We start from the raw sequence: 21532 nt of genomic DNA on the forward strand, positions 1-21532 counted from the left end.
AATCTTTTCCGATGCCTCAGGCGTCGCCCAAATAAGTTTTGATCGTTTCAATGAATTTTGGAACGGAGATCGGCTTTGAGACATAGGCCTCGCAGCCGCCCTGACGAATCCGTTCCTCGTCGCCCTTCATGGCGAATGCGGTGACGGCAATGACCGGGATCACGTGGAGTTCGTCGTCTTCCTTCAGCCATTTTGTCACTTCAAGGCCGGACACTTCCGGAAGCTGAATATCCATAAGAATAAGATCAGGGCGATGTTTGCGAGCAAGATCAAGCGCTTCCATGCCATTACGGGTCTGGATCGTGGTATAGCCCGAGGCCTCGATGAGGTCGCGAAAGAGCTTCATGTTGAGCTCGTTATCTTCTACAATCATCACCTGTTTGGGCATGACAAGCTGTCCTTACGTCCGTTCTTGAAGCCAGATGTCTCTTGAAAAGACATTAGCTGACAAATGGCTCCATGAAACCGATAGTGCAAACTACCGGTATTTGGTTGAAAAAAAGGTAACTTGACCGCCGCAATGCAAAGCAACTTCAAGACTTCGAAACAACTTGCGGCGGCAGCCGCTCCGCAAGAAACGGCCATTGCCGTGCTCGGCTGGCTGGCGAACGACCCAGATCTCTTCGGCCGCTTCCTGGCACTGACCGGCGTCGAGCCGCAGCAGGTGCGTAATGCCATCAACGATCCCGGCTTTTTGGCCGGCATGCTCGATTTCCTCATGAACCACGAGCCGACGGCGATCGCCTTCTGCGAGGCGACAGGCACGACACCGGAGGCGCTGACGGCGGCATGGCGCCACTTCTCGCCGCCCGGTCTCGATTCCGGAGAATACTGATGGTGAGCGCCGAACTCGACATCTCGCATATCCGCCTTGGCGACAGGCCGCTCATCGTCTGCGATGTCGATGATGTGGTGCTGCAATTCATCGATCCTTTTCAACAGTACCTCAAAAGCCTCGGCCACGAATTCCTGCCGCGTTCCTTCCGCCTCCACGGCAACATCGTCTCGCTCGCCGACGGGCTTGCGCTCGAGGATCAGCATGTCAGCCGGCTGATCCTCGAATTCTTCGAGGCCCAGGAAAGCTGGCAGACGCCGTTCGATCCGGTCGTTTCGACACTCGAACGCCTGTCTGATGACGCCGACGTCCTGTTCCTCACCGCGATGCCGCCGCAATTTTCCGCGCATCGCCGCCGCCTTCTCGACAGCACCGGTCTGAACTTCCCGCTGTTGGCCAGCGAGCAGCCGAAGGGACCGATTGTGCAGGCACTGCATGGCGGCCGCGACCTTCCTGTCATCTTTATCGACGATATGGCGCGGAACCTGCATTCCGTGAAGGAGCATGTGGCCGATTGTCTGCTCATCCATCTCATGCCGGACTCGCCCGTCCACCGCTTCGCGCCGGTGGCCGCCGAGGATATTATGCGGGCGCGAGACTGGCCGCATGCCTCAGAACTCATCGACCAGCATCTCGCGGCAGGCCTCGTCAAACGCACAAATCCAGCCGCATGAGCGGCCGGCCGTCCTTGCGCCGCGCGATCGTCTCGAAACCGGCCGTATCGAAAATCGCCGTCGAACCGATGCAAAGCGTGACGGATTTCGACTGCTTCACATGGTCGATCGGACAGGCCTCCAGCAATCGCGCGCCCTGGCTGCGGGCATAATCGATGGCTCCGGCAAGCAATCTGTGGCTCAGCCCTTTGCCGCGCAGCTTCGGCAGCAGGAAGAAACAGCTGACTGCCCAGATAGAGGGATCATGCGCATCGTCCTCCTCCAACGGCCGCGAGACCGTGCGCGGCGAATTGAACTGCGGCACATCATGGCGCGGTCCGACCTGCACCCAGGCCACCGGCTCGCCTTCGACATAACAGAGGATGCCCGGCGGCGGTCCGGCCGCGATTCGACCCTGCATATGGGCCTTGCGCTCCAAAGACTCCATCTTCGTGCGGACGGCATGCGGCAGGCGTAGCGCCACACACCAGCAATTATAAAAGGCACCCTGTGGGCCGAACAGCTTTTCAAAGTCGCCCCAGCGTTCGGCCGTGACAGGGTCGAAACGAAGATCGATATCCACGGCCAAGCTCTCCTCCTCTCTTGAGACTCGAAAGCTTAGGGCGTAATGTTGCGATGTTCAACCTTTGTTCCCACCATGGCGCCTGCATCTGACAAGACACCCGGCTTCTGTCGCGACTGCCTTGCCGAGCAGAAGGGAGACGTGCGCCGCTGCCATGCCTGCGGCAGTCCGCGTCTGATACGTCACAAAGAACTCTATGACCTGACGCTCGCGCATATCGATTGCGACGCTTTCTATGCCGCAGTCGAGAAGCGCGACAATCCGGAACTCGCCGACAAGCCTGTGATTATCGGCGGTGGCAAGCGAGGCGTGGTCTCCACCGCCTGCTATATCGCGCGTATCCACGGCGTACGCTCGGCCATGCCGATGTTCAAGGCGCTCGAGGCCTGCCCGCAGGCGATCGTCATCCGCCCTGATATGGAGAAATATGTTCAAGTCGGGCGGCAGGTCCGCGCGCTGATGCAGGAGCTGACACCACTCGTGCAGCCCCTGTCTATCGACGAGGCCTTCCTGGAACTCGAAGGCACAGAACGGCTGCATCACGATCCGCCAGCCCGCACGCTGGCAAAGTTCGCCCGTCGCGTCGAAAAGGAGATCGGCATCACCGTCTCGGTCGGGCTCTCCTACTGCAAGTTCCTCGCCAAGGTTGCCTCCGACCTGCAGAAGCCGCGCGGCTTTTCGGTCATCGGGCAGGAGGAAGCCGTCGAGTTCCTGGCGCCTCGCCCGGTAACGACCATCTGGGGCGTTGGCAAGGCCTTCGCTGCAACGCTCGAAGCCGATGGCATCCGCACGATCGGCCAACTCCAGGAAATGCAGGAGAACGACCTGATGCGCCGCTATGGCAGCATCGGCCAACGGCTTTCCCGCCTGTCGCGCGGCATCGACGACAGGGAGGTGCATCTCAACGATGCCGCCAAGAGCGTTTCGGCTGAGACCACTTTCTTCGACGATATTTCGCGCCATGACGATCTGGTACCGATCCTGCGCAATCTCTCGGAGAAAGTTTCCTGGCGACTGAAGAAGAACGGCATTGCCGGCCAGACGGTCGTGCTGAAGATGAAGACAGCCGATTTCAAATCACGAACCCGCAACCGGCGGCTCGAGGATTCGACACAGCTTGCCGACAAGATCTTCCGTACCGGCCTCGACCTTCTGGAGAAGGAAACGGACGGCACGAAATTCCGCCTGATCGGCATCGGCGTCACCGATCTCGGCGATGCCGGCCGGGCCGATCCGCCCGATCTCATCGATCAGCAGTCCGGCCGGCGTGCGGCGGCGGAGGCAGCGATGGACAAGCTGCGCGACAAGTTCGGCAAGGGCACAGTCGAAACCGGCTATACGTTCGGCGGCAAGGGCAACCGGTAGGCTAGGCTTGCACCGTGGCCACTTCCTGCAGCGCGGCATCGCGGTTCTTCAGCGCCTGGGCATAACCCGGATCGAGCGCGATGGCGCGGTCGTAGCTCTCTACCGCCTCGTCATGGCGGCCCAGCCTTCGCAGTACGTTGCCGCGATTGTTGAAGGCGATGGCATGGCCAGCGTCCAGCGCGATGGCTCGATCGTAATTTCCGAGCGCCTCTTCGAAATCTGATAGCCGCGCGAGAATATTGCCGCGATTGCAATAGGCCGAGGCGGAGGCCGGTTTTACCTCGATCGCCTTGTCGACACAGTCTCTGGCTGCGCTGAAATCGCCCTTCTGCAACAGTAGCAACGCCAGATGCTGCAGGGCATCGAAATGCTCCGGCACGACCGAGATCACCTCGCGGTAGCCCGATTCCGCTGCGGCAAGATCGCCGGCGCGGTGCCGTTCGGTGGCGGCACTGAAATGGGCTGCGGGATCGCTTACCAGCCTCGGCCGGTGCGCTGCTTCGATTTCCGCCAGCAGCGAGATTGCAGGCGCACGCGCATCATCGACGACAAGGATCTGCCGGCAGCAGAGTTCTGCAGCGTCCGGGTTTCCGCTCCTGAAGAAATGCACCGCCTGATGCATGGCGATATCCAGCGAGCGCGGATCGAGGCGATCGCCGATATTGCGGCCGGAGAGCGTGGATATCTGCAGCTTCTCGACGATATGGTGTTTTGAGCCAAAGAGGTCCTTGTAGCCATAGTTGCCAGTGCCGAGGTCGTAGGTCCGATAGCCGTTCTCGATGCCCCAGCGCATGTTGTAGCAATGCAGCATGAAGCCGGGGCTGATCGAGCGGCGGAAGGTCAAGTCGCGGCTTCCAAGGAAGCACACCATCGACTTGCGATAGGGATCCAGGAAGACGATGAAGGTGCCGACCGGCTTGTCCTTGTCCCAGAGGATCGGCATGAAGACCGTGCCATCCTTTATGCAGGCCGGCAGCATGTGCCGGCTGTTGTCGAGGATGAACTTGCCGTAGCGTGGCTGGCGCTTACCCCACTGCACGTTCCACATCTCGTAGAAGATCTCGAGATCGCGCTCCATCGTCTCCGGCGTCACATGTGTGATGCGCAGCTCGTTTTCCGGGTCGACGAGATCGCGCAGCGCCTTGCGGGCGTTGCGCCGCGTCTTGGCGCCGATGCGCTCATGCAGGAAAGTTTCGAAATCCTCGCCAAGGGGGACGTAAACATACACGTCGTGGTCAATATTTTCGCCGTCAGCGGTGATATGCGGCCGGCGCGGAACCTTCCTCCTTGAGAACTCGGAAGGCTGAAAGGCGGCCAGAAACGTCTTCAGCCTCGCCTCGGGCATATAGATATCGTCGAGATCGAGATGCTTCCAGTTGAAGCTTTGCAGGCAATCGGCGAAAGCGCTCAGCGCCGCCTCTGCATCCTCGGGACGCGTCAGAACACCGTTGCAGCCGGCATAGGGCGTGCCACCTAGGCGTACGACATTGCCAAGGCCCTGCCATTCCTCGAAATCCACATGAAGCTGAATGGGAAGGAAAGCCACATAGCGCTCGTCCCCCTGCCACCTGGCGGCCAGAACGAACCATAATGTCCGCCGCTCCAGCCATCGGGCGATCCAGTGCCAGGAAAGGAAATAGTGCCCTTCCGGATCGGCGGCATAGACCTCGTTCCAGTTATCTTTCAGGGCATGCAGATCATCGAACGCAGAAACAATATCGACATGCATTTCCAAGTCTCCCCCAAGACTTCTCCTTTTTTAGATTTGCATAAAATTGAATATCCCACAATCTCGTGATCAAAGCGCACCGGCGTATTCAAGCCTTCGTTAAACTTCGCGTGCTTAACTCGCGTCGTTTTTGTGCATGTGGTGTATTGCGTCATGTCTGTGCGTGTAAGTGTCCTTATCGGGTTGCTGTCGGCGACCGCTCTTGTCGATCCGGCTTTTGCAGCCGATGCGCGTACGCTGCAGATATTCGTGTCCAAGGACCAGCAGTCGCTGGCCGTCTATGACGGTACGGAGGTCGTGGCGACCTCCAAGATCTCGAGCGGCAAGGACGGGCATACGACGCCGAGCGGCATCTTCTCCGTCATCGAGAAGCAGAAGTACCACGAATCCAACATCTATTCGAATGCGCCGATGCCCTTCATGCAGCGGCTGACCTGGTCCGGCATCGCGTTGCACGAGTCCAATTCCGTACCGCGCTATCCGGCGTCGCACGGCTGCGTGCGCATGCCCGGCGCCTTTGCGAAATCACTCTACAAAATGACCGAGATGGGCGTGCCCGTCATCATTACCGACAGCGAGCTGACACCGCAGCCGATCGACCATCCGACCCTGTTCCACCCGGAGCGGCCCGAGCCGTCGCCACTGCTCTCGGACGTCGAGCTGCGCCCATCCATCGGCGATGCGAAGATGCAGGTGCAGGTCGCCATGAACGAGACGACGGCTGCCCTGCCGATGCCGCAGTTCCAGCTGCAATCGCCCGCTGCGGATACCGCGCCGATCAGCATGCTGATTACGCGCCGGACGCTGCGTGAAAACGTCATCGATATTCAGACCCTGCTAAACCAGCTCGGCTTTGCCGCCGGCGAACCTGACGGGCTGGCCGGTCCTGCGACCGTTCAGGCCATCAATGCCTTCAAGGCGCTGCGGCCAACGGAATTTGCCCGTGACAAGGGTCTGATCACGGATACTCTCCTAAGGGAAGTTTACGCTGCAGCAGGCAGAGGCGAGCCTCCGAATGGCGTCATCATGGTACGCAAGGATTTCAGGCCGCTCTTCGAGGCGCCGATCACGATTGGCGATCCGGGACTTGCGCTCGGCACACACTTCTTCTCGCTGCATGCAGTTGATCAGGCGGCCGGCACGGCGGATTGGCTGGGCGTCACGCTGGCGAACAATCTCTCCCGCGAGACGGTTAAGCGGCTCGGCATCGCCAATCAGGAAAGCTCCATCATCAGCGGCCGTCCAATCGCCAGAGCGCTCAGCCGTATCTCGATGTCAGAAGAAACCCGTCACCGGATTGATGCGCTGATCTCGCCCGGCTCGACGCTGACGATTACAGATACCGGTCTCGGTTCCGAAACCGGCGAAGGCACGGAATTCATTACCATCACTCGCGAAAGCTGAGACCTACCAAAGCTTCTCGCTGGCACGCTCGTCGTAACGTCGGCGGGCGGAGATGATCTTTGCCTGGTTCGTCTCCGTCCAGACAACGAGCGCCTTGATGGTCTCATGCAGCGTGCAGCCGAGCTCCGTCAGAGCATAATCGACCCTTGGCGGCACCACTGGGTAGACTGTCCGCTCGATCAGCCCGTCACGCTCGAGCTGGCGCAATGTCGTCGTCAGCATGCGCTGGCTGATGCCATCGATGCTCTTGCGCAACTCAGTAAAGCGTAACGTGCGTTTTTCGAGCAGGGCAATGACCAGCAGCGACCACTTGTCGGCGATGCGATCGAGGATCTGGCGCACCTCGCAGTCCTCCCGCGCATCCCACTGGTGGATATCGTAATCGCGGTCGGTGCTGCAGCAGTCACTCGGTGAGTTTGAAGTGCCTTCTTCCATGGGTTCGAACCATGCCTTATGTCAGCCTTGGTTACAATAGGGAACCGAGGATCAAAATGTAACCATTCTCGCTCTTCCCTGCTTCACTGACAAGGAAATCAGAATGTCTACAAGTCCTCCTCTGGCACTGGGTAGCGGAAGAATGAGCCGCAGTGCTGTCGGCATGCTCGCCGTTCTCTGCGGCGCGATCTTTCTCGAAGGCGTCGATGCAGCCATGCTCAACATCGCTCTCCCCTCTATCCGCGCTGAACTCGGCCTTTCGACCACGACGCTCAGCGCCGTAGTCTCGGCCTATGTGCTTGCCTATGCCGGGCTGATGTTGCTCGGCGGCCGCGTCGCCGACATGTATGGCAAGCGCAAAGTCTTCCTGACGGCGCTAACCGTATTCCTGCTTTTCTCCGGTCTCGGCGGCTTTGCAACCGAAGGCTGGATGCTGCTGACGGCCCGCTTCGTGACGGGAGCAGCGGCCGCCTTCATGACGCCAGCCGGTCTTGCTCTTATCAATGGCAGCTTTCCCGAGGGGCCGCAGCGCAACAGGGCTGTCCTGATCTATGCCGGCACGGCATCGGCGGGCTTTTCGCTCGGCCTCGTCATCGGCGGGCTTCTGTCCACCATCGATTGGCGCTGGGTGTTCTTCGCGCCGGTCATCTTTTCGGCCATCCTACTGCTTGCCGGTATGAAGCTGATCGTGGAAAACAAGGAAGACGCCGCCCCACGCCAGAAATTCGACATTGCCGGCGCACTGGCCCTGACGGGTGCCATGCTGCTTGCCGTCTATGCGCTGACACGGCTGGAGCATATGACCAACGACCTGACCTGGACAATCGCGGCGGCTGGGGCGAGCGCGGTTCTCTGGCTTGCCTTCATACTCATAGAACGCAAGTCACGTGCACCGCTCGTGCGTCTCGGGATATTCCGGTCTGCCGGACTGGTGCAATCGAACCTCGGAGCGATGCTTTTCACCGGCGCGTTCTTCGGCTTCCAGTTCATCGTCTCGCTCTATCTGCAGGAACTGCTGGGCTGGTCCTCGTTCGAAACCAGCCTTGCCCTGATCGTCATCGGCATGGACGCCATTCTGGCACCGCTGCTGACGCCCCTGCTCGTCGAGCGCTTCGGCAATGGACGCGTGGTGCTTGGCGGTTTTGCACTCGCTGCCGCTGGCTATGTGCTCTTCCTGGGCATGGGGCTCGACTGGACCTATGCGGCGATGCTGCCGTCGACGATCCTGCTCGGCCTTGCCTTTTCCCTCGGCTACGGCCCGCTGACGATTATTGCGACTGATGGTATTGCCGAAAACGAACAGGGGCTGGCGAGCGGGCTGGTGAATACGTCGTTCCAGTTCGGCGCAGCACTAGGCCTCTCCGCCGTCAGCGCCGTCGGCACACTTGCTCTCGGCGACGGAGAAAGCCCGTCCGAACGGCTGGAGGCATTGCGTGCCGCCTTGCTGGTTCCTGTCGTGGCCACGCTGATCGGCACGCTCATCATGGGGTTCGGCAGGGGCCGCTGCACGGATGCATCCTGCCGGCTGCAGGCGGGCTGAAAAACAAAGGCGGCCGGCGCAACGCCGGTCGCTCTTTTCTTCAGACGAGTTCGACGTCGACGACGCCGGGAGCAGCCCGCAAAGCGGCTGCGATCTCGGGCGTGATCCGGTATTTGTCCGATAACACGACCTCGACTTCGCGCTTGCCCTCTTCCTTGATGACGATAAAGGAGACGAGGCCATCGCCCCTGGCATTCAGGTGTGCTGCGACGGCGCGCAACGGGCCGGAGTCGCGGACATAGACACGCAGAGCCTTCTGCATCTGCAGCGACTTTTCCTCCAGCGACTGAATGGTCTGCAGACGCAGGCTCACACCTTCCGGCCGCTCTTCGCCGATCGCGGTGATGACGAAGGATTTTCCGGGCTCCAGCACGTCGCGATACTGGTTCAGCATTTCGGAGAAGAGCACGGCTTCGTACTGGCCGGAGGAATCCGAGAAGACGATGATGCCCATCTTGTTGCCGGTGCGCGTCTTGCGCTCCTGCTTGGAAATGACCGTGCCGGCCAGCCGCCCGTTTGCAGCACCCTGCTTCACCGCCGTCGAGAAATCCTGGAAGGTTTGCACGCGCATCTTCTGGAGGAGGTTGTTGTAGCTGTCGAGCGGATGGGCGGTGAGATAGAAGCCCAGCACCTGGAATTCCTTGAGCAGCCGCTCAGAAGCAAGCCAGGGCGAGAATGGTGGCAGGGCGATCTTTTCCGGGCCTGACGACAGCGCGCCACCGAAAATGTCCGACTGGCCGCTCAGCTTGTTTTCCTGCGCGCGCTGCGCATAGCCGAGCACACGGTCGAGGCCGGCTGAAAGCTGGGCACGGTCCAGATTGAAGCAATCGAAGGCGCCCGCATAGATCAGGCTTTCCAGCACACGGCGGTTTACCTGGCGTGGATCGATGCGCAGGCAGAAATCCTCGATGCTGGCGAAGGGCTTATCGCCGCGCATGTCGACGATGTGATCGACGGCGGATTCGCCGACCCCTTTGAGGGCCGCGAGCGCATAATAGATGCGGTTGTCGCCGGTCTCGAACTGTCGGAAGGAGGTCTGGACGGAGGGCGCGATGACTTCGATGCCGAGACGCTTCGCATCCTGGCGGAAGTCGTTGACCTTTTCGGTGTTCGACATATCGAGCGTCATCGAAGCAGCCAGGAATTCGACCGGATAGTGCGCCTTCATAAAGGCCGTCTGATAGGAGACAATGGCGTAGGCGGCCGCATGCGACTTGTTGAAGCCGTAGTTTGCGAACTTCGCCAGGAGTTCGAAGATGTTATCGGCCTGCGGCTTCGACACGCCGTTCCTGACCGCACCATCGACGAAGCGCTCGCGCTGCTGATCCATCTCAGCCTTGATCTTCTTACCCATGGCGCGACGCAGAAGATCGGCTTCGCCGAGCGAATAGCCCGACAGGACCTGGGCGATCTGCATCACCTGTTCCTGATAGACGATAACGCCCTGCGTTTCCTTGAGCAGATGGTCGATCGTCGGATGGATCGATTCAAGCTCTTCCTCCCCGTGCTTGCGGGCATTGTAGGTCGGGATGTTTTCCATCGGGCCGGGACGATAGAGCGCCACCAGTGCGATGATATCCTCGATGCAGTCAGGCTTCATGCCGATCAGCGCCTTGCGCATGCCGGCACTTTCAACCTGGAACACGCCGACCGTTTCGCCGCGCGAAAGCATCTCGTAGGTCTTCTTGTCGTCGAGCGGGATCTTGGCGAGATCGACCTCGATGCCGCGCTTCCTGCAGAAATCGACGGCCACCTTGAGCACGGTCAGCGTCTTCAGGCCGAGGAAGTCGAACTTGACGAGGCCGGCCTGCTCTACCCACTTCATGTTGAACTGGGTGACCGGCATGTCGGATCGCGGATCGCGATACATCGGCACCAGTTTCGACAGCGGGCGATCGCCGATCACGATACCGGCGGCGTGGGTCGAGGCGTGCCGGTAGAGGCCTTCGATCTTCTGGGCGATATCCAGGAGGCGCGCGACGACGGGTTCCTTGGCGGCCTCCTCCTGCAGTTTCGGCTCTTCCTCGATCGCCTTCGAAAGCGGCGTCGGGTTTGCGGGATTGTTCGGCACCAGCTTGCAGATCTTGTCGACCTGGCCGTAAGGCATTTCCAGCACGCGGCCAACGTCGCGCAATGCGGCGCGCGCCTGCAGCGAACCGAAGGTGATAATCTGCGCCACCTGCTCGCGACCGTATTTCTGCTGCACATAGCGGATCACCTCTTCACGGCGGTCCTGGCAGAAGTCGATATCGAAGTCGGGCATCGAGATGCGTTCGGGATTGAGGAAGCGTTCGAAGAGCAGCGAGAAGCGCAGCGGATCGACGTCGGTGATCGTCAGCGCATAGGCGACCAGCGAGCCCGCGCCCGAACCGCGGCCTGGGCCAACCGGGATATCATGCTGCTTGGCCCATTTGATGAAGTCCGCAACGATCAGGAAGTAGCCGGGGAACTTCATGCGCTCGATAACACTGAGCTCGAATTCCAGCCGCTCGCGATAATCCTTCTCCTCGTAGCCGGCGGACATTCCAAGCTCGGCAAGGCGCATATCCAGCCCCTCCTCCGCCTGGCGGCGAAGTTCGAGCGATTCTGCGCGCTCGGCCTCTTCGGGATCATCGGTCGCGCCGGTGAAGCGCGGCAGAATCGGCTTGCGGGTCTTCAGCACGAAGGAGCAGCGCCTTGCGATCTCGACGGTGTTGTCGAGCGCCTCGGGCAGGTCGGCGAAGAGCTTTTCCATCTCTGCGCGGCTTTTCAGATAGTGATCCGGCGACAGGCGGAAGCGGCTGTCGTCGGAAACGATGGCGTTGTGGGCCACCGCCATCAGCGCGTCATGCGCATCGTAATCGTCGCGCGTCGGGAAGAAGGCTTCGTTGGTCGCCACCAGCGGCAGGTCGTGCTTATAAGCAAGGCCGATAATCTTCTGTTCGTGCCGCTTGTCGTAGGTTCCATGCCGCTGCAGTTCGACATAGAGCCTGTCACCGAAGATGCGCTTCAGCGCCAGCAGACGAGTCTCCGCCTGGGCGCCATGGCCGTCCTTGAGCGGCATGTCGACGGGGCCGGTCGAGGCACCCGTCAATGCGATCAGCCCTTCGGTGCCGATTTCCGCCAGCCAGGAGGAGCGGATATTGATGGCCTGATTGTTCTCGCCGCCGAGATAGGCGCGGCTGACGAGATCGACCAGCCGTTCATAGCCTGCGTCCGTGGCGGACAAAAGTACGATCGAGGGCAACTTGACCAGCGTCTGGTGGCCGCCCCGCTTTTCGGTTTCGAGGCCGTCTTCCATGTCGATCGATACCTGGCAGCCGATGATCGGCTGCAGACCGTCTTCCATCGCCTTCTGGGAAAACTCCAGAGCGACGAAGAGATTGTTGGTATCGGTAATGGCGATCGCCGGCTGGCTGTCGCCCGACGCCTTGTAGAGGATCTTTTTGAGGGGCAACGCGCCTTCGAGCAACGAATAGGCGGAGTGGACCCTCAGATGGACGAAGCCCGGTTTTCCGCCGACGACTGCGCCAGCAGCACCTTTTTCCGCATCCGCCATGATCTGCCTTTCGAACCGCCTCACTGAAGAGAGAGCATTGTCGGCATTCAAGGCGATTCTGTCCAGAAAAAGTCCCGCTTCGGGACCGCATGGCAGCCATGCGATCCCCTGAATTCTTACATTGCCATGACGATCAGCGAAAAGCTGGCAATGAACATTGCGATGGAGGTGAATGCTGCGATATCACGGATCATGTCAGTCATTTGGCTCTCCTGTGCTCTTATGTTTTTAATTTGTTCCATGTATGTTCTGTTGTCAACAGGATTCCCTCCCGCTCTCGCGGGACATGGTTAACGTCGGAGCAGCGGGACGATGGACACGCAGGAACTCAACGGCTTCATTGTCGAAGCCAAATCGCAGACTTATGTCGCCGGCGCGAAGCCGCAGCCCTCCTATCGGATCGGCGCCCATGATATCGGCTACAAGCGCGGGATCTGGCGCTACCTCGACAGCTATTTCGGCGGCACGGATTTTGCCGGTCAGGAAGTGGTCTGGCTGGAGGAAAAGCCGGTGTGGGCGATGAACTATTTTGGGCGGATCATCGAGCCCGGGATCATCGACGGAACTGTCGCCGGCACGATCATTAGCGCCGCGCTGTCACAGCTTTACAAACAAGGCCGCTTCCTCGGCGGCATGGTCTTCGATCATTCGTTGGGGCGCTATGTCGATACGAGCGAAGGCGACTGCACGCATTTCCGCGGCCACGAATTCATCCTTGTCGATGATCAAAAGGCCTATGAGCTCGATTATCGCGGCGGGCTGATTATCCCCTGATAATCAGAAATCCACGACCTTGCCGTCGGAGATCGTTACGCGCCGGTCCATGCGCCGGGCCAGCTCGTGGTTGTGTGTGGCGATCAGCGCGGCAAGGCCGGACTGGCGCACCAGAGCCTCCAGAGCATCGAAGACATAGCTGGCGGTTTCCGGGTCGAGATTGCCGGTGGGCTCGTCGGCGAGAAGCAGGCTCGGCGCATTGGCAACGGCGCGAGCGATTGCCACGCGCTGCTGCTCGCCGCCGGAAAGCTCGCCCGGGCGATGCGTACCGCGGTGGCCGATGCGCATGTAATCCAGAAGCATCTTTGCCCGCTCGCCCGCTTCCTTCCATGAGAGGCCGGCGATGAGCTGTGGCATCATGATATTTTCCTGCGCAGAGAATTCCGGCAGCAGGTGATGAAACTGATAAACGAAGCCGATCTCGCCGCGGCGGATGGCCGTGCGCTTGTCATCGGAGAGGCCATCACATGGGCGACCGTTGACCATTACCTCGCCGCTGTCAGGATGCTCCAGCAGCCCTGCCACATGCAGCAGCGTCGACTTGCCGGTGCCTGACGGCGCCACCAGCGCCACCATCTCACCGCTCGACAGGGTGAAATCCGCACCCTTGAGGATGGTCAGCAGCGTTTCGCCCTGACCATAGTGGCGCTCGACGCCCGAAAGCTTGAGAACGACATTGCGTTTCATGAATGCGGCATTCCTTGGATTGGGCCTTGGATCATGCATGACCTTGAATCTCAGCCTTATTCGTAACGAAGGGCCTGGACGGGGTCGAGGCGGGAGGCGCGCCAAGCGGGGAAGATCGTCGCGATGAAGGAGAGCGTCAGCGCCATGATGACGACCGACACCGTTTCACTCACATCCATTTCTGCCGGTAGCTGGCTGAGGAAATAGAGCTGGGGATCGAAAAGCACCGTGCCCGATACCCATGAGAAGAACTGGCGGATGGACTCGATATTGACGCAGACGAGCACGCCGAGCAGCACGCCGGCGATCGTGCCGACGATACCGATCGCCGCTCCGGTCATGAAGAAGATGCGCATGATGGCACCGGCGCTCGCACCCATGGTGCGCAGGATGGCGATATCGCTACCCTTGTCCTTCACCAGCATGATGAGTCCGGAGATGATGTTGAGCGCGGCGACAAGCACGATCAGCGTCAGGATCATGAACATGACGTTGCGCTCCACCTCCAGGGCGGAGAAGAAGGTCTGGTTGCGCTGGCGCCAGTCGGTGACCAAGATCTGCCGTCCGGCCGCCTCCTCAACCTTGGGTCTCAGATTATCAATATCATCAGGGTTGTCGACGAAGAGCTCAATCGACTGCACCAGCCCGTCGGCATTGAAATAAAGCTGAGATTCCTCCAGCGGCATATAGATGATCGAGGAATCGTATTCCGACATGCCGATCTCGAAGAGACCGGAAATCTTGTAGGATTTGATGCGTGGATTGACGCCCATCGGCGTCACGTCACCTTCCGGTGACGTCATCGTAATCAGGTCGCCGACCCGCAAGCCGAGCTGGTCGGCCATGCGCGTGCCCATCAAAACGCTGTCGCCTGCAGCAAAACCCACCATGTCGCCAGACTTGATATTGTCGGATACTGCCTTGAGCTTGGTCAGGTCTTCGGCCCGCGTGCCGCGCACCAGCGCACCGGTACTGCCGCCCGTCCGCGAGGAAGCTAGCACCTGGCCTTCGACCAGCGGCAGCGCCATCTTGATACCGGGCACCGCCTCGAATTTCTTCACGAGGTCGGCATAATCGGTGAAGGGGCCATCAATCGGCTGGATGATCATGTGGCCGTTGATGCCGAGGATGCGAGAGACGAGTTCCGTGCGGAACCCGTTCATCACGGCCATGACGATAATCAGCGTCGCGACGCCCAGCATGATGCCGACGAATGAGAAGCCGGCAATGACGGAGATGAACGCCTCCTTTCGGCGGGCGCGCAGATAGCGCCACGCCACCAGGCGTTCGAAGGTAGAAAATGGCTTGCCAGCCGGACCCAAGCCGGATTTGGAACTCCGGTCCAATGCTGCCTCTGCCATTTCGCCTCCGTCTTTCTTTAAGCCACGAACCTGTTGATCGCCGCCTCGATTGTCATCGTCTCGCGGGCGCCGGTCTTCCGGTCCTTCACTTCCACTTCGCCATTCGCGACCGCGCGCGGACCGGCAATGATCTGGTACGGCACGCCGATCAGGTCGGCGGTCGCAAACTTGGTGCCTGCGCGGTCGTCCGTGTCGTCATAGAGCACGTCCTTGCCGGCCTTGGTCAGCGCTGCGTAGATCAGCTCGCAAGTGCCGTCGCAGGCTTCGTCGCCGGCCTTCATGTTGATGACCACGACATCGAAGGGCGCGACCGACTCCGGCCAGATGATTCCGTTCTCATCATGCGATGCTTCGATGATGGCGGGAACAAGGCGTGTCGGGCCGATACCGTAGGAACCCATGTGAACGAAGTGTTCCTTACCGTCAGGACCCTGCACCTTTGCACCCATCGGTTCGGAATACTTCGTACCGAAGTAGAAAATATGGCCGACTTCGATACCGCGCGCAGAAAGACGCTCGCTTTCCGGAACCGCGTTGAAAGCTGCCTCGTCGTGCATTTCGGATGTCGCGGCATAGAGCGACGTCCACTTGTCGAAGATCCCCTTCAGACCGTCGACACTGTCGAAATCCGTGCTTTCGGCGGGGATGTCGAAATTGACGAAATCCTTGTGGCAGAAGACTTCGGACTCACCGGTATCAGCGAGAATGATGAACTCATGGCTCAGATTCCCGCCAATGGGGCCGGTATCGGCGCGCATCGGAATGGCGCGCAGGCCGAGACGATCGAAGGTGCGCAGATAGGCTGTGAACATCTTGTTGTAGGAATGCTCCGCCCCTTCGCGCGTGAGATCGAAGGAATAGGCATCCTTCATCATGAACTCGCGCGAGCGCATCGTGCCGAAGCGCGGACGGATCTCGTCACGGAACTTCAGCTGGATGTGATAGAGATTGAGCGGCAGGTCCTTGTAGGACTTCACGAAGGAGCGGAAGATATCCGTCACCATTTCTTCGTTGGTCGGACCGTAGAGCATAGGCCGATCCTGGCGGTCCTTGATGCGCAGCATCTCCTTGCCATAGGCGTCATAACGGCCGCTTTCCTGCCAGAGCTCGGCCGACTGAAGGGTCGGCATCAGAAGCTCGATGGCGCCGGCGCGGTTCTGCTCCTCGCGGATGATGTTGTTGACCTTGTCCAGCACCTTCTTGCCGAGCGGCAGCCAGGAATAGATGCCCTGCGACTGCTGACGGACCATGCCGGAGCGCAGCATCAGCCGATGAGAGACGATTTCCGCCTCCTTGGGGTTTTCCTTCAGGATGGGTATGAAAAAGCGGGACAGACGCATGGCGGATTCCGGTACAGTTGAGATGCCGCTTACCCAAGCGGAATCGACGGTATTTGTTAAAGATGGGAGCGTTCATAGCCGCTTCGCAGCAGGAAAGAAACCCGCGACCGGCGCGAGCAGCCTCCCGCAGACGCATGTTAGCGCCTACAAATTCAGCAGGCGTGAAAAAACGCGTGTTTATAAGGGTTTGAAGGTAAATCTTGTCAACAGAAAAATTTTGCGCGAGTGTAGCAAAAATGCAAAAAAAGCTAATGACAAAGCACAATCTTTGAGCTAGCTTTAGCTCACAAAACAGGCAAGAAGGTTAAATTCTTGCCGAATTCGCGGTCAAGTCTTGGGAGGATCAGATCTTAGGCGCGCTTGTCGCTGCCCCGGTAACGGTTAAGGATCACGCGATACTTAAAACAAGGCTTTTAGCCTTGTTTTTTTTTGCTTTTCGGCTCCCAATTACACCGAAAAACCAGCCCTGCCTTTCGCTAGGTGAGCCCGCTTTCCGTTACGAAAGCTCTTTGCCTCACTTGCATGACGCGCGTATGACAGGTTTTTCGCGGTTGCATTTACATCTGCTCAAAGTTTGAGCAAAAGCCATCCTTAATAGAAGCTAGGCCCTATTTGTGGAAGCGCGTCGAAGCCGAGGCCGAAATAGGTCGAGCCGATGTACCAGATACCGTAGATGGCGCCGGAGATGCACGTCGTCAGCGAGAAGACGAAAAGCGGGCGGAAACGGCTCGGCGCGCTCGGCACCGTGCCAAGTACGATGTCATTATCTTCGGCCTGAGTGCGCAGGCCGATCGGCAACACGGCGAAAAGCGTGATCCACCAGATGATGAAATAGACTGCGAATCCCTGGAGGAAGGCCTGAAACATCTTGGTTCCCGTCGATTAGCGCCTTGGCGGCTGGTTTTGGGTGCTTATAAGCCGGAATGGCGGCCAGTTCAAAGGCGGTGGACAGTTTAGGTCACTCTGACGCACCGCGATCAGACCTGCTCCAGCTCGATCAGCGTACCGAAGAAGTCCTTCGGATGGAGGAAAAGCACCGGCTTTCCATGGGCACCAATCTTCGGCTCACCATTGCCAAGCACCCTCGCCCCAGATGCCGTCAGCCGGTCTCGAACTGCAAGGATATCATCGACCTCGTAGCAGATGTGGTGCATGCCGCCAGCGGGATTCTTTTCAAGAAAGGCCGCAATCGGCGACGCCTCGCCAAGCGGCTCCAGCAACTCAACCTTGGTGTTCGGCAGTTCCACGAAAACGACCGTGACGCCATGCGCCGGCAGGGCTTGCGGCTGCGAGACTGCGGCCCCCAGAGTATCGCGATAGCTCGCGACTGCGGCAGCCAGATCAGGCACGGCGATGGCGATATGGTTCACCCGGCCAAGCATCATCAGACCCTGGTGATGAAGACCGTGACGAGAGGCTTCTTGCCCCAGGTATGATTGGCGGCAGCGCGCACGGCGCGGCGCAGGGCCTCCTGTACCATGTCGATATCCTTGCGGCGAGCGCGTGGAATGCTCTCGAAGGCGCCGATCGCGGCGTCGAACAGCCCATCCTCCATATCCTCGCCCTCGTCGTCATAGACCGGTAGGCCGATCGCCACGAGATCAGGTTCGCCGATGATGTCGTAGCGGCTGTCGAGCACGATACTGACCGCGACATGGCCGACATAGGAAAGCTTCTTGCGCTCGCCGATGCCCATCTCATCGAAGTCACCGATCAGTGACCCGTCCTTGTAGATGCGGCCATGCGGCGCCTCGTCGATGACCTCGACCGGACCCGGGGCGAGCCGCAGCACGTCACCATTGCGCACACGCGGTACCGTTGGAATGCCGGACTGCTCGGCAAGCTCCTTGTGTGCCGTCAGATGCGTTGCCTCGCCATGCACGGGCACGACGACCTTCGGCCGCGTCCACTCGTACATCTTCTGCAACTCGTTGCGGCGAGGATGGCCGGAGACATGCACCAGCGCCTCCGTATCGGTGATGATGTGAACACCCTGCTCCACGAGACCGTTCTTGATATCCTGGATCGCCTTCTCGTTGCCGGGGATGGCACGCGAGGAGAAGACGACGATATCGCCGGCGGCAAACGCCACGTTGCGCATCTCGTCACGGGAGAGCTTGGCAAGGGCAGCGCGCGGCTCGCCCTGGCTGCCGGTCAGGATGACCACGACCTTGTCGCGCGGAATGAAGCCGTAATCCTCTTCGGAGATGAACGGCTTTACGCCTTCCAGCAGGCCGATATCCTGAGCGACGTCGCAGACGCGCTTCAACGAGCTTCCGAGCAGCAGCACTTCACGACCCGCTGCTTCGGCGGCTTCTGCGACGGTGCGAATACGGCCGACATTCGAGGAGAAGGTGGTGATCGCGACGCGTCCCTCGGCATTCTCGATGATCTTGCGCAGGCTTTCGGAGACATCCTTTTCCGAGGGCGAGACGCCGTCGCGCAATGCGTTGGTGGAGTCGCAGAGCAGCGCCAGCACGCCTTCATCGCCCAGCTGGCGAAAGCGCGTCTCGTCGGTCAGCGGCCCGAGCGACGGCTCGTGATCGATCTTCCAGTCACCGGTGTGGATGACATTGCCGAGCGGCGTGCGGATCATCAGCGACATCGGCTCGGGGATGGAGTGATTGACGGCAACACCCTCGATGCTGAAGGGGCCGACATTGATCCTATCGCCCGCCTTGAAGACCGTTATAGGTACTTCGCCGATCGCATCCTTCTCGAAACTACGCTTGGCTTCCAGCAGGCCGGCCGTGAAGGGCGAGGCATAAACCGGCACGTTCAGACCCGGCCAGAGGTCGGCGAGCGCGCCGTAGTGGTCCTCATGGGCGTGGGTGATGATGATAGCCTTGAGGTTCTTGCGCTCGTTGGCGAGGAAGCGGATATCCGGCAGGACGAGATCGACACCCGGCAGATCCGGTCCCGGAAAGGTGACGCCGCAATCCACCATGATCCACTGGCGATGGTCCGCCGGGCCGTAGCCGTACAGCGCGAGATTCATGCCGATCTCGCCGACCCCGCCCAGAGGCAGAAATACCAGTTCGTCCTGTTTCGCCATAATGTTTGTTTTTTCCACTATCTAAAGAATACATCGCCGGCCGCAATCGGCATCATCCTGCCTGTGCCGATATCGAGCATCAACAGGCCATTATCATCAATCCCGGCGAAATATCCGGAAATCGACCTGTCGGGCAGATTCACAGTTATCTTTTCGCCAATGCCGCAGGCAACCGCACGCCATAGCGCCGTGACCTCGCTTATGCCCAGCCCTTCGTTCCAGATATCCAGCACCTCGGCCATCGACGCAAAGAGATGGGCGAAGAGTTCTTCGGGCGAAGCAGCACTTCCCTGATCACGCAGGCAGGTGACCGGATAGATGGGGTTGTCCGGCATGACGGACACATTGATGCCGATGCCGATCACCACCGCGTGGCGTCCGTCCGCCAGCCGTTCGCCTTCCACGAGGATGCCACAGGTCTTCTTGCGGCCGATCAAGATATCGTTTGGCCACTTCACCTCCAGCGGTTCGGCGCCCGGCGGCAACACGCTTCGGATCGCCTGATGCACGGCGACGGCAATTGCCAGTGGCAGCGAGGCAAGGCGCTCCATCGGCGCCGGATCGATCAGAAGAAGGGAGGCGTAGAGGTTGCCACGCTCGGAAACCCAGGGACGGCCCCGGCGGCCGCGGCCGCCGGTCTGTCGTTCCGCGGTCACCCAGAGCAGACCGCCATCCCCTGCCCGAGCCCGGGCAAGGCATTCCGTGTTGGTCGACGATGTATCCGACAAAGCCTCGTGCCTGATATCGCCGAGCGATATCCGGCGTCGCTTGTCGGAAGCCATCAGAACAGCGTTGCCGCAGCGAGTTCAGCCGCGCCGCCGATCGGACCGCCGATGAGAACATAGGCGGCGACGAAGAGGCCGGAGAGACCGAAGACGAGACGCAGCGAGCCGGAGACGCGGGCGAATTCGCCGGTCGCCTCATCGAACCACATCAGCTTGATGACACGCAGGTAGTAATAAGCGCCGACGACCGAAGCCAAAACACCGATCACGGCAAGCGCATAGAGCTTTGCCTCAATGGCGGCGACGAAGACGAAGTACTTCGCGAAGAAGCCGGCAAGCGGCGGAATGCCGGCGAGCGAGAACATCAGCGCGGTCAACACAACAGCCATGAAGGGGTTCGTCGTCGACAGGCCAGCGAGATCGTTGACGTTCTCGACAACCGTGCCGTCCTTGCGGCGCATCGACATGATGATCGCGAAGGAGCCGAGCGTCATGACCATGTAGATCGCCATGTAGAGCATGACGCCGGTGACGCCCGTCTGACTACCGGCTGCCAGACCGACCAGCGCATAACCCATGTGACCGATCGAGGAATAGGCCATCAGTCGCTTGATGTTCTTCTGGCCGATAGCCGCAAACGAGCCGAGCAGCATGGAGGCGATTGAGATGAAGACGATGACCTGCTGCCAGTCTGATAGCACCGGCTCGAAGGCGGTGATGACGATACGGGTCATCATCGCCATGGCGGCAACCTTCGGTGCGCTCGCAAGGAAGGCAGTGACCGGAGTCGGTGCGCCTTCATAAACATCCGGCGTCCACATGTGGAACGGAACGGCCGAGATCTTGAAGGCAATGCCGGCGAGGATGAACACGAGGCCGAAGATCAGGCCGAGCGAGCGAGCGCCCTCGACCGTCAGAGCCTGGGCAACCTCGGCAAAGTGCGTATGTCCAGTAAAGCCGTAAACCAGCGACATGCCGTAGAGCAGCATGCCCGAGGAGAGCGCGCCGAGCACGAAATACTTCAAGCCGGCTTCCGTCGACTTAAGGCTGTCGCGGTTGATCGCAGCGATGACGTAGATCGCCAGAGACTGCAGCTCAAGGCCGAGATAGAGCGCGATCAGGTCGTTTGCCGAGATCATCAGCATGATACCGAGCGTGCACAGTACCAGGAGAACCGGGAATTCGAACTTGTCGAGCTGGTTTTCCCGCGCATGACCAATCGACATGAACAGCGCAACGAGAGAACCGATCAGCGCCAGCACCTTCATGAAGCGTGCGAAGCCATCCGCGAGGTAGACGCCGCCATAGGCAAGGCCGTCACCAGGAACGAAGATCAGCCAGAGGCCGGAGATGGCAATCAAGATCATCGCCAGCACGCTGACGAGCGGACCCGACCGCTCGCCCGAGAAGACGCCGATCATGAGCAGCACTAGGGCACCGATCGCGAGGATAATTTCCGGCGCGGACAGGTACAGGCTTAGGGAGATTGTTTCAGCGGTCATGTCCTA

The 21532-nt window shown here is 59.9% G+C and carries 20 protein-coding genes; 7 read left to right on the forward strand and 13 right to left on the reverse strand.

The window, feature by feature from the left end; genetic code table 11:
• Positions 1 to 16: 16 nt before the first annotated feature.
• Complete coding sequence (locus AC1DUP_RS11830) at positions 17 to 388, reverse strand: response regulator (RefSeq protein ID WP_003547430.1); 372 nt, start codon at positions 386 to 388, stop codon at positions 17 to 19.
• 132 nt (positions 389 to 520) lie between these two features.
• Here AC1DUP_RS11830 and AC1DUP_RS11835 point away from each other — a divergent pair, with 132 nt between their 5' ends.
• Together AC1DUP_RS11835 and AC1DUP_RS11840 are read left to right on the forward strand one after the other, a co-directional pair.
• Positions 521 to 835, forward strand: a complete 315-nt coding sequence (locus AC1DUP_RS11835) for a DUF3572 domain-containing protein (protein WP_113510506.1) — start codon at positions 521 to 523, stop codon at positions 833 to 835.
• Positions 835 to 1509 (forward strand): hypothetical protein, encoded by a 675-nt coding sequence (locus AC1DUP_RS11840; RefSeq protein WP_113310768.1) that lies wholly within the window; start codon positions 835 to 837, stop codon positions 1507 to 1509. The genes AC1DUP_RS11835 and AC1DUP_RS11840 overlap by 1 nt, the downstream gene beginning before the upstream one ends.
• On the opposite strand, the gene AC1DUP_RS11845 is transcribed toward AC1DUP_RS11840, so the two are convergent.
• Positions 1484 to 2071: a GNAT family N-acetyltransferase gene (locus tag AC1DUP_RS11845; protein WP_113310787.1), complete on the reverse strand. Its 588-nt coding sequence runs from the start codon at positions 2069 to 2071 to the stop codon at positions 1484 to 1486. The genes AC1DUP_RS11840 and AC1DUP_RS11845 overlap by 26 nt on opposite strands.
• A gap of 75 nt (positions 2072 to 2146) precedes the next feature.
• On the opposite strand from AC1DUP_RS11845, the gene AC1DUP_RS11850 reads away from it, so the two are divergent.
• A complete protein-coding gene (locus tag AC1DUP_RS11850; RefSeq protein WP_477832743.1) occupies positions 2147 to 3436 on the forward strand; it encodes a DNA polymerase IV in 1290 nt (429 codons plus the stop codon).
• Between the two features lies 1 nt (position 3437).
• Here AC1DUP_RS11850 and AC1DUP_RS11855 read toward each other — a convergent pair whose 3' ends face one another.
• A complete protein-coding gene (locus AC1DUP_RS11855; protein ID WP_477832744.1) occupies positions 3438 to 5165 on the reverse strand; it encodes a GNAT family N-acetyltransferase in 1728 nt (575 codons plus the stop codon).
• A gap of 153 nt (positions 5166 to 5318) precedes the next feature.
• Between AC1DUP_RS11855 and AC1DUP_RS11860 the strand changes: the two genes are divergently transcribed.
• Positions 5319 to 6569: a L,D-transpeptidase family protein gene (locus AC1DUP_RS11860; protein WP_477832745.1), complete on the forward strand. Its 1251-nt coding sequence runs from the start codon at positions 5319 to 5321 to the stop codon at positions 6567 to 6569.
• Positions 6570 to 6572: 3 nt separating this feature from the next.
• Here the strand turns inward: AC1DUP_RS11860 and AC1DUP_RS11865 are convergent, their stop codons facing one another.
• Positions 6573 to 7004 carry a winged helix-turn-helix transcriptional regulator gene (locus AC1DUP_RS11865; protein WP_477832746.1) on the reverse strand — a complete coding sequence of 144 codons (432 nt, stop codon included), beginning with the start codon at positions 7002 to 7004 and terminating at the stop codon, positions 6573 to 6575.
• A gap of 103 nt (positions 7005 to 7107) precedes the next feature.
• Between AC1DUP_RS11865 and AC1DUP_RS11870 the strand changes: the two genes are divergently transcribed.
• Positions 7108 to 8544 (forward strand): MFS transporter, encoded by a 1437-nt coding sequence (locus tag AC1DUP_RS11870; protein WP_477832747.1) that lies wholly within the window; start codon positions 7108 to 7110, stop codon positions 8542 to 8544.
• Between the two features lie 40 nt (positions 8545 to 8584).
• Here AC1DUP_RS11870 and dnaE read toward each other — a convergent pair whose 3' ends face one another.
• Entirely contained in the window at positions 8585 to 12082 is a 3498-nt protein-coding gene (gene dnaE / locus AC1DUP_RS11875) for a DNA polymerase III subunit alpha (RefSeq protein WP_477832748.1), read from the reverse strand.
• Between the two features lie 312 nt (positions 12083 to 12394).
• Between dnaE and AC1DUP_RS11880 the strand changes: the two genes are divergently transcribed.
• Positions 12395 to 12856, forward strand: coding sequence for a DUF5680 domain-containing protein (locus tag AC1DUP_RS11880; protein WP_115035330.1), 462 nt, complete (start codon positions 12395 to 12397; stop codon positions 12854 to 12856).
• 3 nt (positions 12857 to 12859) lie between these two features.
• Here AC1DUP_RS11880 and AC1DUP_RS11885 read toward each other — a convergent pair whose 3' ends face one another.
• From AC1DUP_RS11885 to proS, 3 genes are read right to left on the reverse strand one after another with little or no spacing between them, the layout of a single operon-like run.
• On the reverse strand, positions 12860 to 13543 hold the full coding sequence (locus AC1DUP_RS11885; protein ID WP_113510558.1) for an ABC transporter ATP-binding protein: 684 nt from the start codon (positions 13541 to 13543) through the stop codon (positions 12860 to 12862).
• 56 nt (positions 13544 to 13599) lie between these two features.
• A complete protein-coding gene (locus tag AC1DUP_RS11890; protein ID WP_477832749.1) occupies positions 13600 to 14904 on the reverse strand; it encodes a lipoprotein-releasing ABC transporter permease subunit in 1305 nt (434 codons plus the stop codon).
• 17 nt (positions 14905 to 14921) lie between these two features.
• The gene (gene proS, locus AC1DUP_RS11895; RefSeq protein ID WP_113301248.1) at positions 14922 to 16244 is read right to left on the reverse strand and encodes a proline--tRNA ligase; all 1323 of its coding nucleotides are present in this window, start codon (positions 16242 to 16244) and stop codon (positions 14922 to 14924) included.
• Here proS and AC1DUP_RS11900 point away from each other — a divergent pair.
• Positions 16243 to 16521: a hypothetical protein gene (locus tag AC1DUP_RS11900; protein ID WP_477832750.1), complete on the forward strand. Its 279-nt coding sequence runs from the start codon at positions 16243 to 16245 to the stop codon at positions 16519 to 16521. The genes proS and AC1DUP_RS11900 overlap by 2 nt on opposite strands.
• 314 nt (positions 16522 to 16835) lie before the next feature.
• On the opposite strand, the gene AC1DUP_RS11905 is transcribed toward AC1DUP_RS11900, so the two are convergent.
• The 5 genes from AC1DUP_RS11905 to nuoN all read right to left on the reverse strand — a co-directional run bounded on the left by AC1DUP_RS11905 (position 16836) and on the right by nuoN (position 21526).
• Positions 16836 to 17111, reverse strand: coding sequence for a DUF1467 family protein (locus AC1DUP_RS11905; RefSeq protein WP_113310759.1), 276 nt, complete (start codon positions 17109 to 17111; stop codon positions 16836 to 16838).
• Between the two features lie 110 nt (positions 17112 to 17221).
• The gene (mce, locus tag AC1DUP_RS11910) at positions 17222 to 17626 is read right to left on the reverse strand and encodes a methylmalonyl-CoA epimerase (RefSeq protein ID WP_113301286.1); all 405 of its coding nucleotides are present in this window, start codon (positions 17624 to 17626) and stop codon (positions 17222 to 17224) included.
• Positions 17627 to 17628: 2 nt separating this feature from the next.
• The gene (locus tag AC1DUP_RS11915; RefSeq protein ID WP_477832751.1) at positions 17629 to 19299 is read right to left on the reverse strand and encodes a ribonuclease J; all 1671 of its coding nucleotides are present in this window, start codon (positions 19297 to 19299) and stop codon (positions 17629 to 17631) included.
• A 17-nt stretch (positions 19300 to 19316) separates the two neighbouring features.
• Entirely contained in the window at positions 19317 to 20081 is a 765-nt protein-coding gene (locus tag AC1DUP_RS11920) for a biotin--[acetyl-CoA-carboxylase] ligase (RefSeq protein WP_477832752.1), read from the reverse strand.
• Positions 20081 to 21526, reverse strand: a complete 1446-nt coding sequence (nuoN, locus tag AC1DUP_RS11925) for an NADH-quinone oxidoreductase subunit NuoN (protein WP_113301244.1) — start codon at positions 21524 to 21526, stop codon at positions 20081 to 20083. The genes AC1DUP_RS11920 and nuoN overlap by 1 nt, the downstream gene beginning before the upstream one ends.
• Positions 21527 to 21532: the final 6 nt, after the last annotated feature.

The sequence above is a fragment of the Rhizobium sp. 01L419 genome (assembly GCF_056400025.1).